This is a genomic window from Psychrobacter pocilloporae (assembly GCF_029872915.1).
In the GTDB taxonomy this organism is placed as follows: domain Bacteria; phylum Pseudomonadota; class Gammaproteobacteria; order Pseudomonadales; family Moraxellaceae; genus Psychrobacter; species Psychrobacter pacificensis.
Window position 1 is genome coordinate 2,017,985 of record NZ_PGFT01000001.1, and the last position, 15,391, is coordinate 2,033,375.

12 protein-coding genes and 2 CRISPR repeat arrays are annotated in these 15,391 nt (G+C 41.4%); of the genes, 8 read left to right on the forward strand and 4 right to left on the reverse strand.

The window, feature by feature from the left end:
- Positions 1-661: 661 nt before the first annotated feature.
- The 6 genes from CUR83_RS08615 (at position 662) to csx2 (ending at position 7,238) form a co-directional block, all read left to right on the forward strand.
- Positions 662-1,570 carry a hypothetical protein gene (locus CUR83_RS08615; RefSeq protein WP_284719476.1) on the forward strand — a complete coding sequence of 303 codons (909 nt, stop codon included), beginning with the start codon at positions 662-664 and terminating at the stop codon, positions 1,568-1,570.
- Between the two features lie 78 nt (positions 1,571-1,648).
- A complete protein-coding gene (locus tag CUR83_RS08620) occupies positions 1,649-2,416 on the forward strand; it encodes an alpha-ketoglutarate-dependent dioxygenase AlkB family protein (protein WP_284719477.1) in 768 nt (255 codons plus the stop codon).
- Between the two features lie 102 nt (positions 2,417-2,518).
- The gene (gene cas2 / locus CUR83_RS08625) at positions 2,519-2,806 is read left to right on the forward strand and encodes a CRISPR-associated endonuclease Cas2 (RefSeq protein WP_284719478.1); all 288 of its coding nucleotides are present in this window, start codon (positions 2,519-2,521) and stop codon (positions 2,804-2,806) included.
- A 21-nt stretch (positions 2,807-2,827) separates the two neighbouring features.
- The gene (cas1, locus tag CUR83_RS08630) at positions 2,828-3,988 is read left to right on the forward strand and encodes a CRISPR-associated endonuclease Cas1 (protein WP_284719479.1); all 1,161 of its coding nucleotides are present in this window, start codon (positions 2,828-2,830) and stop codon (positions 3,986-3,988) included.
- Positions 3,989-4,063: 75 nt separating this feature from the next.
- Positions 4,064-4,360, forward strand: coding sequence for a CRISPR-associated endonuclease Cas2 (gene cas2, locus CUR83_RS08635; RefSeq protein ID WP_284719480.1), 297 nt, complete (start codon positions 4,064-4,066; stop codon positions 4,358-4,360).
- 351 nt (positions 4,361-4,711) lie between these two features.
- Positions 4,712-5,369: direct repeats of the CRISPR family, unit length 36 nt; unit sequence GTCTGAAACGCTCCCTGATTTCTAAGGGATTAAGAC.
- Between the two features lie 690 nt (positions 5,370-6,059).
- A complete protein-coding gene (csx2, locus tag CUR83_RS08640) occupies positions 6,060-7,238 on the forward strand; it encodes a TIGR02221 family CRISPR-associated protein (RefSeq protein WP_284719481.1) in 1,179 nt (392 codons plus the stop codon).
- 32 nt (positions 7,239-7,270) lie between these two features.
- On the opposite strand, the gene CUR83_RS13460 is transcribed toward csx2, so the two are convergent.
- Positions 7,271-7,615 (reverse strand): lecithin retinol acyltransferase family protein, encoded by a 345-nt coding sequence (locus tag CUR83_RS13460; RefSeq protein ID WP_425301326.1) that lies wholly within the window; start codon positions 7,613-7,615, stop codon positions 7,271-7,273.
- 64 nt (positions 7,616-7,679) lie between these two features.
- Here CUR83_RS13460 and CUR83_RS08645 point away from each other — a divergent pair.
- Positions 7,680-8,845 (forward strand): IS3 family transposase gene (locus CUR83_RS08645; protein WP_284719421.1). Its coding sequence is split into 2 segments (ribosomal slippage): positions 7,680-7,938 and positions 7,938-8,845, totalling 1,167 coding nucleotides; the frame shifts between segments, so codons are not numbered across the junction.
- Here the strand turns inward: CUR83_RS08645 and CUR83_RS08650 are convergent.
- The gene (locus CUR83_RS08650; RefSeq protein ID WP_284719482.1) at positions 8,833-8,994 is read right to left on the reverse strand and encodes a lecithin retinol acyltransferase family protein; all 162 of its coding nucleotides are present in this window, start codon (positions 8,992-8,994) and stop codon (positions 8,833-8,835) included. The two genes, CUR83_RS08645 and CUR83_RS08650, sit on opposite strands and share 13 nt — an antisense overlap.
- Before the next feature lie 471 nt (positions 8,995-9,465).
- Positions 9,466-9,914: direct repeats of the CRISPR family, unit length 36 nt; unit sequence GTCTGAAACGCTCCCTGATTTCTAAGGGATTAAGAC.
- 372 nt (positions 9,915-10,286) lie between these two features.
- Here CUR83_RS08650 and CUR83_RS08655 point away from each other — a divergent pair.
- A complete protein-coding gene (locus tag CUR83_RS08655; RefSeq protein ID WP_284719483.1) occupies positions 10,287-11,111 on the forward strand; it encodes a class I SAM-dependent methyltransferase in 825 nt (274 codons plus the stop codon).
- A gap of 66 nt (positions 11,112-11,177) precedes the next feature.
- On the opposite strand, the gene CUR83_RS08660 is transcribed toward CUR83_RS08655, so the two are convergent.
- Entirely contained in the window at positions 11,178-12,014 is an 837-nt protein-coding gene (locus CUR83_RS08660; protein WP_284719484.1) for a phosphoadenosine phosphosulfate reductase domain-containing protein, read from the reverse strand.
- Positions 12,015-15,377 carry a hypothetical protein gene (locus CUR83_RS08665; protein ID WP_284719485.1) on the reverse strand — a complete coding sequence of 1,121 codons (3,363 nt, stop codon included), beginning with the start codon at positions 15,375-15,377 and terminating at the stop codon, positions 12,015-12,017. It lies immediately after the preceding gene.
- Positions 15,378-15,391: the final 14 nt, after the last annotated feature.

Here is a 15,391-nt window from a genome sequence, read left to right on the forward strand (position 1 = left end):
AATACAACCACCGGAGAGGTAGGTTATCAGTCTGAACTGCTCCCTGATTTCTAAGGTGAGCGAGGATCAGTAAGTGTCTGGGAGACACTTACCCGAAGAGCAAGGCGCAGAGTTATGCTCGAGCAAGACGTTAAAAAATTACACTGGAATTTTAGCTTCGCAAGTAAAAATCCTTTAAATAGGATTTTTTGAAGACGAGATACACCAGTCTGAACAGAAAATCCCAGATTTTCCCTTGCGTCGGGGCAAAGCAGTGCTTTGCTGCTTCCCTCCTCATCCCTGATTTCTAAGGTGAGCGAGGATCAGTAAGTGTCTGGGAGACACTTACCCGAAGCGCAAGGCGCAGAGCTATGCTCGAGCAAAACGTCAAAAAATTGCATGCCAATTTTAGTCTCGCAAGTAAAAATCCTTTAAATAAAATTTTCTGGAGGATTGATAATCATGGGACATACTCGCCCGAAGCGCAGAGCTATGCTCGCGCAGCCGTTAGAAAATTACACTGTAATTTGCAGAAGATTAAAAACGGAAAACCACCTATCAAGGTGGTTTTTTGCTTTTGGTAGATAGTTTACCGCCAAACTCTCGCAAGCTTGTCGTTTTGCTTATGCACCACTTATCTCTTCCATAATGGGCACATCAACCGCCTAGTGGAGAGACACAAATGATCGCATATAACCAAGCAGAAAAAACTGTACAAAATATGGCACAGCAAATGGCTCATGCAGCTGACCAATTGCAACTGCATGGATTTGATCGTTATTATAATGCGATGGTTGGCGCTTATGTCTCAGAAGTTTATAAGACACTGCCTTATTCAACCTTTGCGCAGATGACCAACCGTGCAAAGACGCCGCTATGCTCGGTTGAGCAGGCGATAACTTATACTACGCTATATGGTAAGAGTCATTTTGACCGCTTCAGTAGCGTTATTGGTCAAATCATGGGGCGCAGTACACGTACAAAGGCCGTTACCAAAACGATCAATGTTGTAGATTATGGCTGTGGACAAGCCATCGCTAGCCTAGCCCTATTGAGCTATATTGAAACGTACGTCAACTGTGAGAACTTTACGTTGAACTTTTATCTGGTGGAGCCTTCACAGACTACGCTTGATATAGCGGTACTATTGGTGAGCAAAATGTCATCACGTATCGCTGCCAATGTCGTTATTCATCAATACCATACGGATCTTGCTGGGTTTTTGGCGGCAGACAGTCATAAACTTGCGCCAGCAGATTATTCTCTGCATCTATTCTCTAACGTACTAGATATCCCTAAGATACAGCAGATAATTCCAACACTGTCTACCTATCTGCAAGCTATCGATGGCAAACAGATGGTCATCGCTGTGGGTCCGCAGTATTCAAATAACTATACGGGTCTGCAGCAGCTAAAGCAGTCATTAGGCGGGGTGACGGTCAAACAAGACATCACTGACTTCTCTGTTGAGAGTGAGATATACTCAGTGACCAGTAATCATTGGCGGCACTCTCACTCTCGTGGTGTGATGATGGGGCTGTGTTTCAAAAACTCACTCGATGATGCAGGCAAGACAGACTTGGCTGCTTAATCATAATGCGAAGTCAAAAAGCTTATAGAACGATTAGTGCCAAGTGCAACTGATATTATATTTTTGAGGAGCGTTATTATGGATTTATTTGACAGCCTACCGACAGACGATTCTGCATCTGCATTGACCAACTTCATTATCGATGGCAAATTTATGCAGTCTGACTACCCTGCTCATATTCATGATGATGGTAAAGGCATCGTGATCGATATACCAGATGGCAGACTCTACTACGCGCCGCGATACTTCGATAGTACGCTCAGCGATAGCATCATAGACAGTTTGCTAGCGTGCGATGGCATCGACCATAGCACTCACGACTGGCATCAGCAGAGTGATATTGGTGCGCTGCCCTTCAAAAACATACAGTGGCAACAAGACAGCGTGAGTATGTTTGGCAAAACTCATGATTTGCCTCGGCTATCGGCATGGTATGGCGATAATGATAAGCCCTATACCTACTCGGGTATCACCCTACAGCCCAAACCATGGAATGATATCCTGCTAGAGTTGCGAGCAGCGCTCGTGCCCATCTGCAAAAGACAGTTCAACAGCGTACTGCTCAACTGGTATCGCTCCGGCAATGACCATATCAGTTGGCATACAGACGCTGAGCCTGAGCTTGGCACAAACCCACTCATCGCCTCGGTGAACTTTGGAGCTAGCAGGCGGTTTTTGCTACGCCGCCGTGAGGATCATACTATCAAACTAGAGATACCGCTCCAGCACGGTAGCATACTCGTGATGGCAGGTGCATTGCAGCATCATTGGCAGCATAGTGTCCCCAAACAAAAAAAGGTCAAAGAAGGTCGTGTCAATCTGACTTTTCGTACGATTCATACTTAAAGCGCATCTATATACGGTCAAACTCAAAGCCATCTCATCTAGCATCGCTCTGTTCACAGATCTTACTTCCGGTCGATGCAGCACACTTATGGACGTCAGACTATGACACAACGGCTATATCTTGTCGGCTATGATATTAGTGAACCAAAGCGCCAAGCTCTGCTGCGCTATAACATCAAGAGCTATAGCGCAACAGGTCAGCAGTCTGCCTATGAGTGTCTGTTATCAACAGATAGTATGCAACAATTGAGCGAGTTTGCTGTCTCCAAAGTCGAAACAGGCGATGCATTCTTTATTGTCAAGACCCTTAATACATACTGGTCGCAGGTGGCAAAGGACAATCCTTCAAAACCAAAGGATGCAGCGATAGATCATTTTTATATTGGGTAATCATTTGCTTAGGAGGCTGTGATGCAAAATATAGTCATCGACAAAAAAGGCAGTCAGATCTACTCGCAGCGAAACCTGCTCATCATTCAACACCCAAGCTTTGCTAAGCCGTTGAGTATTCCTATATCTCAGATACAGAGCCTAACCATTACCACCCAAGTAGACTTGAGTAGTAGTCTCTTGACTCGACTATCTGAAAACAACGTGAGTCTATGTGTGATACCCAGTGGTCGAACGGGCGAGGCGTGCTTTTTATTGGGTAGTTGGCATGCCGCTACAGAGCGCCGAATACAGCAATACGATGTCATTCATCAGGCATCATCGAAAAGTTACTGGGCATCGGTACTGGTCAGGCTTAAACTGCACCAACAAGCAAATGTACTAATCAAATTAAAGCAGCATTACATAGCAGCGATTACCCAAACATCAGGCAGCACAGATCAGCGCAACCGCGCTGCCATCACAGAATCGCAGCTTGCAGAGATAGATGAAGCAGTACAGAAGCTCAAAAGCTTGCGAGATAAGTTCCGTAAGCATTATCCGACCGCAGCTGTCCCGCCCAGCCATCCATCGAGAGTCTATAACGACCACATACCTCATTATCAGATAGCGAGCCTACTCGGTACAGAGGGTATTGGCTCTGCCATTTATTTCAAATGTTATCAGCAGTTTTTTGCGGATGATCTACAATTTCGCTCCCGTAATAGACGCCCACCCAAAGACCCTGTCAATGTGGTTTTGTCCTTGTCTTATACCCTACTACAGCATCTATATCAGCAAGCCATATATAGTGTTGGGTTTGATCCTTATTATGGCGTGCTACACAGTACAAGCTATGGCAGGCAGTCTTTGGCCTGTGACTTTGTTGAGTTGCAGCGCGGTACGGTTGATTTTTGGGTATGGACGTTGTTTGAACAACGCATTTTGGTCTTGGAAGATTTTAGTCTGTCTGGTGATTCTGCTATATCTGACGATAGCAGCTATCCATGTGAGCTACTAAAGTCTGGACGTAGTAAATTCTATAAGGCATTCTCTGGCATTCGCCCCATACTGAGTAAACACGCCTTAAGCCATGCTTGGCTATGGCAAAACCGCATACAGCTTTATCATTCTGATAAAACAGTGCCCTCATCTCTATCCTTCGTCAGTCATCACCCTGAGTCCTCGCACCCCTCTCTTTGATAAAGTGATGAAATGGCGATAAGGATACGCGCTTGGATACTATCGTTGATACTGTCTCTCACCATAGGTTCTGATATGACTATGAAAAAGACGTGTTTTATCATTGCCTATGACATCAGTGAAAAAAAGAGACTTCAACGCTTGCAGCGGCTAGTCAGCAATCAATTTTTGCAATTACAGTACTCGGTGTACTATGGATCGATGACGCATCAAGCGATGGATCGCTTCATCATCGCTATACAAAAGATTATCCATAAAGATGACGACGATGTGCGTATATATGAGGTCGAACCGTTAGAAAATGCCTTTGTGATTGGCAAGCGTTGTGATGACATTATGATGTTCAGTGATATAGGAGAAATCACACTATAACAATCACTAGCCAGCCGCTATACATAAAACGGCTCTCTAATAGCTCGTTAATGACTGATTTTTTATCGCTTGTCTCAGTGGCACATCGCATCTTGCACTTGATGCAGACATCTATTATTATAATGTAGTGAGCTATGATTATTCACACCCTAAGTGATTAGGGGCGGATTCAGACTTTATCTGACGAAGATATTGGCTACTATTTAACGTTTTGGACGTATAATTGGTTATTATTTATACAATTTATGGCAAAAAATTGGTTAAAAAATCACCAACTTTTAAGTCGACTTATGTTGGGTAAAATAAGATATGTAAGTTATTGATTTTATTGATAATAAAAATGGTTGTACAGTCTGAAACGCTCCCTGATTTCTAAGGGATTAAGACGTTTCGACTTAATGTGGATATATTATTAGGTAGTCTGTCTGAAACGCTCCCTGATTTCTAAGGGATTAAGACTTAAAGTCTATCGCCATTTGTTTAGCATCTTCCGTCTGAAACGCTCCCTGATTTCTAAGGGATTAAGACGGTATATGCATCTGTATCTGCTAGTACAGTAATGTCTGAAACGCTCCCTGATTTCTAAGGGATTAAGACCCACTACCAAATGGTAGCAGCCAAACGAGGATGTGTCTGAAACGCTCCCTGATTTCTAAGGGATTAAGACAGCACAACGAATTGCACTAATGATTAAATCTTTGTCTGAAACGCTCCCTGATTTCTAAGGGATTAAGACAGCAGAAGAATCTGTTCTAGCAGATGATCTACGTCTGAAACGCTCCCTGATTTCTAAGGGATTAAGACATCTGACGTTGAACCTCTTCAACTGTCTTATCGGTCTGAAACGCTCCCTGATTTCTAAGGGATTAAGACATATGGAGGCTGAATAATCCATTCATTGTTAAGTCTGAAACGCTCCCTGATTTCTAAGGGATTAAGACATTCCGGTAGCTTTTTTCTACCCCAGTTGTTTGTCTGAAACGCTCCCTGATTTCTAAGGGATTAAGACGCACCCTAAATACAAATCTCTAGCTTCATCTTCGTCTGAAACGCTCCCTGATTTCTAAGGTGAGAGACGTTAAAAAATTGCATGCCAATTTTAGTCTCGCAAGAGAAAATTCCTTAAATGGAATTTTCTGAGGAAATAACGAAACACTGCCTCAATCAAGCGCAAGAGAATTTGCATTCTCGCAAATTCTGTAAAGTTTGACACAACAGGCTAAATAGGATTTTCTGAAAGACGACTGTCACAATGTCTGAAATCGGAAAATCCCAGATTTTCCCTTGCGTCGGGGCAAAGCACTGCTTTGCTGCTTCCCTCCTCATCCCTGATTTATAAGGTGAGCGAGGATCAGTAAGTGTCTGGGAGACACTTACCCGAAGCGCAAGGCGCAGAGCTATGCTCGAGCAAGACGTTAAAAATTCCACTGGAATTTTAGCTTCGCAAGTAAAAATCCTTTAAATAGGATTTTCTAAAGAGTTAGTAAGCGTGTGGGGCACGCTTACACAAGGCGCAGATCAGATTTATGACTGGCTTACGATGACAGGGCAAAGGTTTTAAACCTTTGCCCTGTTTTTTATAGCTGATATAAAATACAATCAATGCAACTGGTTTTTGCTATAGCCTGCGCTACTGGCACGTATAACTATATGCAACATTATTGCGACCAAATAACCCTAATAAGAGGATAAATACCAAGTGACGACGCTAATCAGCTTTTTGGGTGGTGGTAAACAAGGTGACAGCTATAGAAGCACAGATTATAAATTCTCAGATGGGACACTTTATAAAGATGAACGCTACTTTGGATTGGTACTCACCAAAGAAGTGAAACCTGACAAACTGGTTTTGCTGGGGACATCAGGCAGTATGTGGGATGTGTTTTTTGAGGCTGGATTCGAAAACTATTTAGAAGAATGGAGCGAGTTATCACAAGCAGTGATAGACGATTCTGTGACCGTAGCTCAGTTACAGCCTTTTGAGCAGTTTTTGACTGAAAAGCTAGGTCTAAATGTCACCTGCCAGCTGATCGATTATGCCAAAGATGCTACAGGACAAGTCAGTATACTCAAAAAACTCGACGAGCTACTGGTTGAAAATGAGCAAGTGGTCATGGATGTCACTCATGGCTTTCGCCATTTACCACTGATTGCATTGGTTGCAGCGCGCTACCTACAAGTTACCAAAAACGTGCATATCCAACATATTTATTATGGTTTTCACTCGGCCGAGCTCAAAGTATCTGAGGTATTAGAGCTGCGCGGCTTGCTAGATATGCTCGACTGGGTCAGCGCCCTTGAGACTTTTGATAAAGATGGGGATTATGCCGTGTTTGCCCCATTACTGGTCACTATCGGGCTGGACAAGACTTCTGCGGATGAGCTAGAGCGAGCCAGCTATTTAGAGCGCTTGCTCAATGCCAGTGGCGCAAGTGCCAAGCTGACACAAATCATGCCAAAATTAGAGGCACTGCATACTGCAGATGCGCCGCTGTATAGCTTATTTTATGAGCCATTAGCCAAACGGCTCTCGTGGTACAAAAAATCGTCGCTAGGGCTACAAGAGCAAGATCTGGCCGAAAAATACCTAAAGAGAAAAGACTATGTACGAGCGGTCGTCTATGCGATGGAAGGACTGATCTCCAGAGAAACCGCTCTAAACAATGACAACGTTCATAACTTTCAAGATCGCAAAAACGCTTATGATCATTTGATAGACTCAAAAGATAAGTTTAAGGATTTTAAAGAATTTAGAAATGCCATGGTGCATGGCACCGCCTCTGGCAAAGATAAGATACGCCAGATAATGAAAGATCCTACGCGGTTGCATGCTTCGTTAAAGGATCGCTTTAAACAGTTATTTAAAGAGACACTATAATAGACACGATCACGCGCTACTATTTGGCGCAGTTATAATAACCCTCTGGATAGTCGAAGGATGGTATTGGCTACTATATGGCCGCTACCAATGCCACTTACGCTCCCACTTAGTATGTATATCGCTACATTGGAGACTTGTTCACTACGCGCTTTTCCATAAATACACCAGTTGATGAAATGTTCACAGTTATTGGTCAGCAGATTATACTTATCTTCAGTCAAACGGCTACGAGCACGTTTAACAGTTTGCTTATGACAAAATACCCTATTGTCATACGACTGAACGTAGGTGGGCTTGCCTTGAGAGAAGTGATCCAAACTTGTAATCTCGACGGGTCCGGCACGTAGACCATTAGCAAGTCCAGAGTAGTGTATGAGCTATGCTGAAGAAACCGTACAACTAAACTTGGTAAACTAAGCACAATTATAGGAGTTTACCATGACCAAGAAATTAAGAACCTACAGTAACGAATTTAAAGCTGAAGCTGTCAAGAAGATAGCAGATAATAATGGCAATATCTCAGCTACTGCAAAGCAGTTAGGTATTGCCATGCAAACGCTATCAAACTGGCATAACAAAGCCAATCAAGGCAAGCTTGTTGGCACAGAGCAATATGATCCTGACCTTATGAGTGCTCTTCAAGAAATAAAGCAGCTCAAGCGTCAGCTCAAAGTGGCTGAAGAGGAGCGCGAGATTCTAAAAAAGGCGACCGCGTACTTCGCGAAAAACAGCCCGTAAAGTACGCTTTTATCAAAGACAATCGTCAGATATTTAGCACCACTACTATGTGCCGTGTATTAAGCGTTAAGCCCTCAAGCTACTACGATTGGCTAAGTCGTGACATCAGCGAACAGCAGGTACACCGCAATCAGTGCGAGCTACTAGTTAAAGCCGCTCACAGTGAAATGAAAGAACGTTATGGCGTAGATCGATTGCATGCTCATCTAAGCAAACAAGGCCACAACATTAGCCTGTATATGGTAAGAAGCATCAAAGAGGAACACGGCATCAAATGCCGTCGTCATAAGCGCTTTAAAGTCACTACTGACTCAAACCACAACAAGCTGGTCTATGACAATGTTTTAGATCAGAGGTTTGACGCTAAGCGTCCTAACGAAGCATGGGTCAGCGACATTACCTATATCTGGACTGCTGAGGGCTGGTTATATTTAGCTGGAGTGAAAGATTTATACACCAAAGAGCTTGTCGGCTACGCTATCAATAAGCGCATGACCGCTGATTTAGTATGCCGTGCACTCAATATGGCAATCAAGAACAAACGACCTACTCAAGGACTGATTGTTCATTCAGATAGAGGTAGCCAATATTGTAGCCATGCGTACCATAAGATTATCGAGCAGCATAAGTTTACAGGCTCAATGAGCGGCAAAGGTAATTGCTATGACAACGCACCTATAGAAAGCTTCTGGGGCGTCTTGAAGAATGAACTAGTATATCATCAAGATTATAAAACGAGGTTTGCAGCCATTAGCGATATCATTGGGTATATTGAGCTGTATTATAATCAGACTAGGATTCAAAAGGGCTTGGGCTATCGAGCGCCAAGACAGGTGTGGTTTGACTACTATCGTCAGGCTGCGTAATTAAAATCTCCCAAGTTTGGTTCTACGGATTTGACAGCATGGGTCAGTATGACTTTATCCCTACCTAAGTAGATACCATGATGCGTATAGCCCAAACGCTTAGTAACCAAATGATCACCCACTGTTAACTCTCTATTGAAAAAGCTCATCGCAACCTCACTTGTCATTGACACTGTGAGATTTATCATAGCAACTACTACTCATAACGGTGCTTATGACAAGCTTGTCATTTATACTGCAGAATAATAGAGATATAATGACGAGTAGATAAATGGCTGAGCATAATGCCATACCTTATACTATCTATCGTAGGCTAAAATGAGAGTCTGTCATGAGTATGCGCTTGCCATCGTATCTTCTCTTGCACTTGATGCAGACATCTATTACTATAACGTAGTGAGCTATCACTGTTCACACCCTAAGCGATTAGGGGCGGATTCAGACTTTATCTGACGAAGATATTGGCTACTATTTAACGTTTTGGACGTATAATTGGTTATTATTTATACAATTTATGGCAAAAATTTGGTTAAAAAAACACCAACTTTTAAGTCAACTTATGTTGGGTAAAATATGTAGTATAAGTTATTGATTTTATTGATAATAAAAATGGTTGTACAGTCTGAAACGCTCCCTGATTTCTAAGGGATTAAGACAAGTGGACAACTCTAGAGTGCAGCTTTGAGTCGTCTGAAACGCTCCCTGATTTCTAAGGGATTAAGACATACTCATCAAATGCTGAAAGGCTATTTCTTTTGTCTGAAACGCTCCCTGATTTCTAAGGGATTAAGACTTTTAATGCTTATATCTTTGAGGAGTTTTATAGGTCTGAAACGCTCCCTGATTTCTAAGGGATTAAGACAACACCGAAGATAGTCTTGCAAACAATTAATACGTCTGAAACGCTCCCTGATTTCTAAGGGATTAAGACAAAGAGATACCCTTGTCTTCCATAAGAGTATAAAGTCTGAAACGCTCCCTGATTTCTAAGGGATTAAGACTTATTCGGACTCTTACAAGCCATGAAATAATGGTCTGAAACGCTCCCTGATTTCTAAGGTGAGAAGCGTTAAAAAATTCCACTGGAATTTTAGCTTCGCAAACAAAAATCCTTTAAATAGGATTTTTTGAAGACGAGATACACCAGTCTGATCAGAAAATCCCAGATTTTCCCTTGCGTCGGGGCAAAGCAGTGCTTTGCTGCTTCCCCCCCCTCATCCCTGATTTCGAAGGGATCAAAACGTTTTATTTTCAACGCCTTTCGCATACAATTCAGTCTAAAAAGTCGTAAAATCAATATAAAAAAGCCGTCTATCACTGATAGACGGCTTTTTTGTACTTTTTATATGCATCCTCGCAAGCTTGTCGATTTATCAAACATCAGCCAGAGAGGTCAATAATAGCCCCAAGACATCAAACAACTGCCTTGGGGATCACCGTTATGCCAACACCTTTTCAACTTCAGATTGATACTGCCTGCGAATCTATGACTGCTGGCTTTTTTGACTATTATCAAAATATGGTCAGCTACTTTCATCATAATGCTGCTCAAAACCTAAGCTATAGCGCTTTTTCTAACCGTACTAATAGAGCGACGAATGCACTTATCTCTGAAAAAGAAGCCATATTTTACATCGTTGCTTATGGCTGGCAGCATCACCAAAGTATGCAGCATCTATTAGCCGAAACGATCGACGTTACCAGTGATGTGCCAGAGTACCTGCGCGTGATAGATTATGGCTGTGGTCAAGGCGTAGCAACCTTAGCTTTTATAGATTATCTGGCACAGAAAGGGGTCGCTCAACAAAGCGCGCTTGAGGTACATCTGATCGAGCCCTCAAAAGTAAGCCTAGACATTGCTAAGCGCCTGATTGAACGATTAGCAGATGTCTATGGCATGCAAGTGTCTGTTCATTGCCAGCAGTGCACTCTCGATGATGCAGTACTGCAATTGGATAGTGAATGCCGAGAAACCTTTCACCTGTTATCTAATGTCATAGATATAGAAACGGTGCAAAACGCCCTACCAAATCTAGCAAAGCAGATGCAGTCCTGTACTGGTAAAAACTTCTTACTCGCTACCTGTCCGAAGTATCTACAAGCACAGGCAGGCTTTCACATATTGCGTCAAGAAATGGACTTCGCTGAAAACTGTCATGATGAGTGTTGGGAGATGACTTATCAGATGTACCGTGTCACACAGGCAAGCTGGAACGAATATACCTCTACACAGCGAATGCTCATGATGGAATGGACTGGTCTCTAATATAGCCTACCTGTGATACAGCATCATGCATTCAAACAGAACCAGAGATGTCACTAAAACTCAAAGCTATTTATGACACATTACACATGCTTTGCCTTGTCCATAGATATCATCCATATCTAGCTCAGGCTCACCATTAGGTCTAAGCGGATTAACTTTAATCCGCTTTTTCATTTTTGCTATTCTTTTTTCATGATCGGCTTTAATTTCAGCAATGCGCTCAGGGCGACTAAGCTCTTCCAGTGATTCACGCTCCGACCAAGTAAAAGGGGTTTGATTAGCGAGCGCTTCTTTCTCATAAGCCATAGCCTCTTTAAAAGCTTCAGGATGACGTTCTAGAAGCCCAACCCACTCTATCTTGCGTTGGAAGAAACAAAAGGTACAGCCACTGCGTGTACGCCATTCATAATACGACGGTAACCCTACTCCAGAGTTTTCTAGTATATCCATCACACCTGACTTATCGATACCATCTTCTCTAAAAGGTAATTTAATGACAAGCTTTTTATCACTAGAGTCATAACCAGTACGATATGGCTCATCTGAACGAATAGCGACATATGAGTGCACCTCATAGCCATCATCTAAAAATCCCTGTACCCAGTCTTGAAATGGTTTTAGTTTCATCTTAATAGTACACCAGCGAGCCTGGGGTGATGGCAAGTAGTCATTATGCTGAGTTAACCAAAAATCAAAATCTCTATCAGGATTAATATGTTGTACAGCTTTACCTAAGTACCCTTCTAGATAAGAGAGATACTCATATACTTCATCAAGCTCTTTACCTGTATCGGTAAAGAAGTATTCAATCTCTAAATCCGGGTAGTTATCACGCATATAAATAGCCAATGCTGCACTATCTTTACCACCTGATATACCCAATACGTGCTTAATTTTTGACATTTAGGATTCTTCCTTTTCAGCATCTTCTTCATTTAGAGCTTCTAAGAGCTTTGCAATCACAGCGATTCTATCGTTCATATCGAATTGACTTGCTTTTAGAGAGTTTGCAATTTCTTCTACCTTTTTACTGATAGGCTCGATATTTTTAGAGGTAATGTGTGCTTCTCTCACTCGACTGGTCGTTGCACTAGGAGACTTAGTAATCACCCCGACTTTTTGTCTATCTGGGCTGGCATTCACATCAGCATTGACTTCTGCTTCTAAAAACTGAAACCCATACGTCGCAATACGCTGTTGCGCCTTGATGATATCTTGATCAATCCACTTTTTAGATGGCTTATTGCCTGCTAATAAACTAATGAGACTTTCAGCATCATTCATAGAGCCATCGTATTTAACAAGTCTAGCTATAAATGCATCTAACAAATAATCACCAGACTTGCCAAATAAAGCTTCTGAACGTTTATTGATTTCAGTATAAGGGTTAATACTATCTTCTTTTATTTTAAGATAATTCTGTAGTCCCATATTTATTTCAGATACGAGGTCTGGATAAACCTTATCTAACTCTTGTAGACCTTTGATGATTTTTTCTACTTTTGCATCATCATCATCTACGGCGTTAAAGAACTTTGGTAAGTCATCAAAGAGTAATTGGTTAGGATCATTTGCTTTTTTCAAAATATCACGCAGCTGCCTAGTTTTAGGTGATAATTTGTTGGTACGTTGAATCCATGGATGCAAACTATAGAAAATACTGACTAATGCTTGAGCAATAGGTAAAGGTTCATCTTCAATATGAGCATTTAGACGAGCGCCGAACTCTTCTTGCAATCTGTCTCTCAAAATATGAATCCACGATTGGACACCCTCTAAGAAAGATACTTCTCTTACACCTACATCAGCAGGGACTTTAATTAGATACTCAGCCAATAAGTATTGGACCGAAGGCTTGTATTCACCATTGATATAATTAGCTAAATCACTATGACGCGATAATATATAAGCAATATATAAGATTTCATGAAGTCCTGCCTTTACGCCATAAGGAGGTGCCTGCCAAGCTTCATAGATCTCCTTAGCAGTAACTAGATCTCCTTTAGCCTCAGCAATGATGTTATCAGCACACGTCCAGATAGCTTGTAACTGCATATTATCGGGCTTAGAAAAATAATAGTTACCTTCACTATCCGCCTTATGCAAACCATTTTTGACAATAACTGATTCATATACGCCTTTTTCAGGTGGGTACTTATCAATTCCTAAGCTTGCTTCTTCACTACATTCAATCATACGTTTAAGCAATTCACGAATAGCGCCTTTTGCGCTAGGTGAGGGTTTATTGCGATTGACCAGCTCGTTATTACAAATGAAGTTCTGAGTCACTTGCTTATCGGCGATGGTCGATGCAAGCGCTGAAAGCTTGAATCGATTCAATTGGGTTTCAGGACTTGCTAAATGCCTGCTATACCATTTCGATGCATTTAAACTCTTATCAAGCAACGTATTCAAAGCATCTTCAATTTCAACCAAACGCCCTTCGGTTTCTTGACGTGCAATCTTATCGTTTAGCAATCTCTCTTCATTTTTCAAGATGTTACTTAAAGCGATCTTATCTTTTAACATATCGATGATAATCGTATGACTATCTAAGATGGCAACCACCAAATTATTAAACTCATCAGAATTATCTATTTTTTTACAAACCTCTGTTGCCAACAATACTTCTTCATCATTTTTAGGTATGAGCAGACAAAAATATCCGACTAACGATGCATTGATACTATCTTGCAGACCCATAAGTACATTTTCTAATGCATCAGTCACTGGAAGTAGTTTCACTTCCATCCAACGGAGGCTACCAGTAAGTTGATAATGTTTTTTTGCAACGATAGGCTCAAACTGTTCTAGCTGCTCAAACGGTAGTGAGTCAAGATCCTGAATCTGTTCTCTCACCGCATCGTTTAGGTTAAAGTCGCTCCCTTCACTAAGCACGTAGGATTGTTTAAATTTACTATAAAATATAATTGAAGCAGATTCTAACGACTTGATAAGCTCATGCAGTTGTTCTTCATTTATATCTAGTAGTGTATTTAATAGCTCAGGACTCGCATGCACTCCTGTCCCATCTGCGAAAATACTAATCAAAGCAATTATTTTAATTAACTTAACGGCAGCCTCGTCATCAAGTCCTTCATAACGGTTGACTGCCGTTTGAGACAACAGCCATTGTTTGCTGTACTCAGAAGCAATAATAGCGCTATTTAAGTTACTATCCAGATAGTCCCAAAACTGATACGGCTTAAATAGAACAAACTCATCCAACAAAGTATTTTTTAGATAATAGCCAAACCCATTTGGTTCAGAAGACATTAAGAAAGAGAAAATACTACGCTGATTTTGTCCAAAGTTCTTTTGAGACAATTTACATAGTAAAATTGCTACAAGCGGATGTAGGGGAAATACATCACCTAGCAGCTTGGTTAAACTCTCTGAGTTGGTTTGACGGTAATTAGCAATATTAGCAACTAGCGATTGGATTTGGGTTGTGAACTCATCGCTGTTTTTGTATTTTTCTAACTGTTCATTAGTCATGTTAATGACTTGACCAATCAGATAGATCTGCTCTTCAACTGATAATGTAATCGCGAAATCGACAAACCTACCCTGAATCTTCATCCATTCATTATGCGTTTTTGCAGTCGCTTGACGCGCGTAAGCTGTAAAAGATTGATGCAACATACCAACTAAAAGTATTCTTCCATTGGTTCTATTCACAAATTCAGCAAGCTGCTGCAGAAAATAAATGTCATCTGGACGATGGCTCTTGGCTGCACCATCAAACACCTTGCCTAGCTCATCAACAAAAATAATCAGACGTTGTTCATCATCGATATAGCCATCTAATGCCTCTAGAATATCCTTCGCATCTGCACTTGAGGGTAATTGTAGCGCATCTTTAAATATTTGCTCTGGCGCTGTCGTTTGACCTGTTAAGTTAAGCGTTTTCCATTGTTGGTCTTTAGCGTTAAAGTGTTTAACAATAGCAGTCTTATTTTTCTTGCTTAACTTAGAAGATGCGATTCCAACAATCTCTTTATCATCACTTACCAAGCCCTGTAGAAACAAAGCCAAACTCGATTTGCCAGATCCAAACGGGCCTGTCCAAGTAAATGCTGTCTGCCCACCTTTTATATGACCAATCATATTCATTAGAATGTGTTCATACGACGCAGTACAGTAAAAGTTACTGATAGGACCTTTATCGTTGCTATCAGCATAGATATTGATAGAGCGTTGGAAGTATTGATTTCGCTCGATGTGGTCAATAAGGTAGTTATCTACATTAGGGCTAGTATTCATGACTATTTATAACT

Bases quoted from the DNA above. Each gene is read 5' to 3' on its own strand.
- cas1 (WP_284719479.1), top strand. From the start codon at position 2,828: ATGCAAAATATAGTCATCGACAAAAAAGGCAGTCAGATCTACTCGCAG.
- cas2 (WP_284719478.1), top strand. From the start codon at position 2,519: ATGACACAACGGCTATATCTTGTCGGCTATGATATTAGTGAACCAAAG.
- CUR83_RS08665 (WP_284719485.1), bottom strand. From the start codon at position 15,377: ATGAATACTAGCCCTAATGTAGATAACTACCTTATTGACCACATCGAG.
- CUR83_RS08655 (WP_284719483.1), top strand. From the start codon at position 10,287: ATGCCAACACCTTTTCAACTTCAGATTGATACTGCCTGCGAATCTATG.
- CUR83_RS08660 (WP_284719484.1), bottom strand. From the start codon at position 12,014: ATGTCAAAAATTAAGCACGTATTGGGTATATCAGGTGGTAAAGATAGT.
- CUR83_RS08650 (WP_284719482.1), bottom strand. From the start codon at position 8,994: ATGAGCTTTTTCAATAGAGAGTTAACAGTGGGTGATCATTTGGTTACT.
- CUR83_RS08620 (WP_284719477.1), top strand. From the start codon at position 1,649: ATGGATTTATTTGACAGCCTACCGACAGACGATTCTGCATCTGCATTG.
- CUR83_RS08615 (WP_284719476.1), top strand. From the start codon at position 662: ATGATCGCATATAACCAAGCAGAAAAAACTGTACAAAATATGGCACAG.
- cas2 (WP_284719480.1), top strand. From the start codon at position 4,064: ATGACTATGAAAAAGACGTGTTTTATCATTGCCTATGACATCAGTGAA.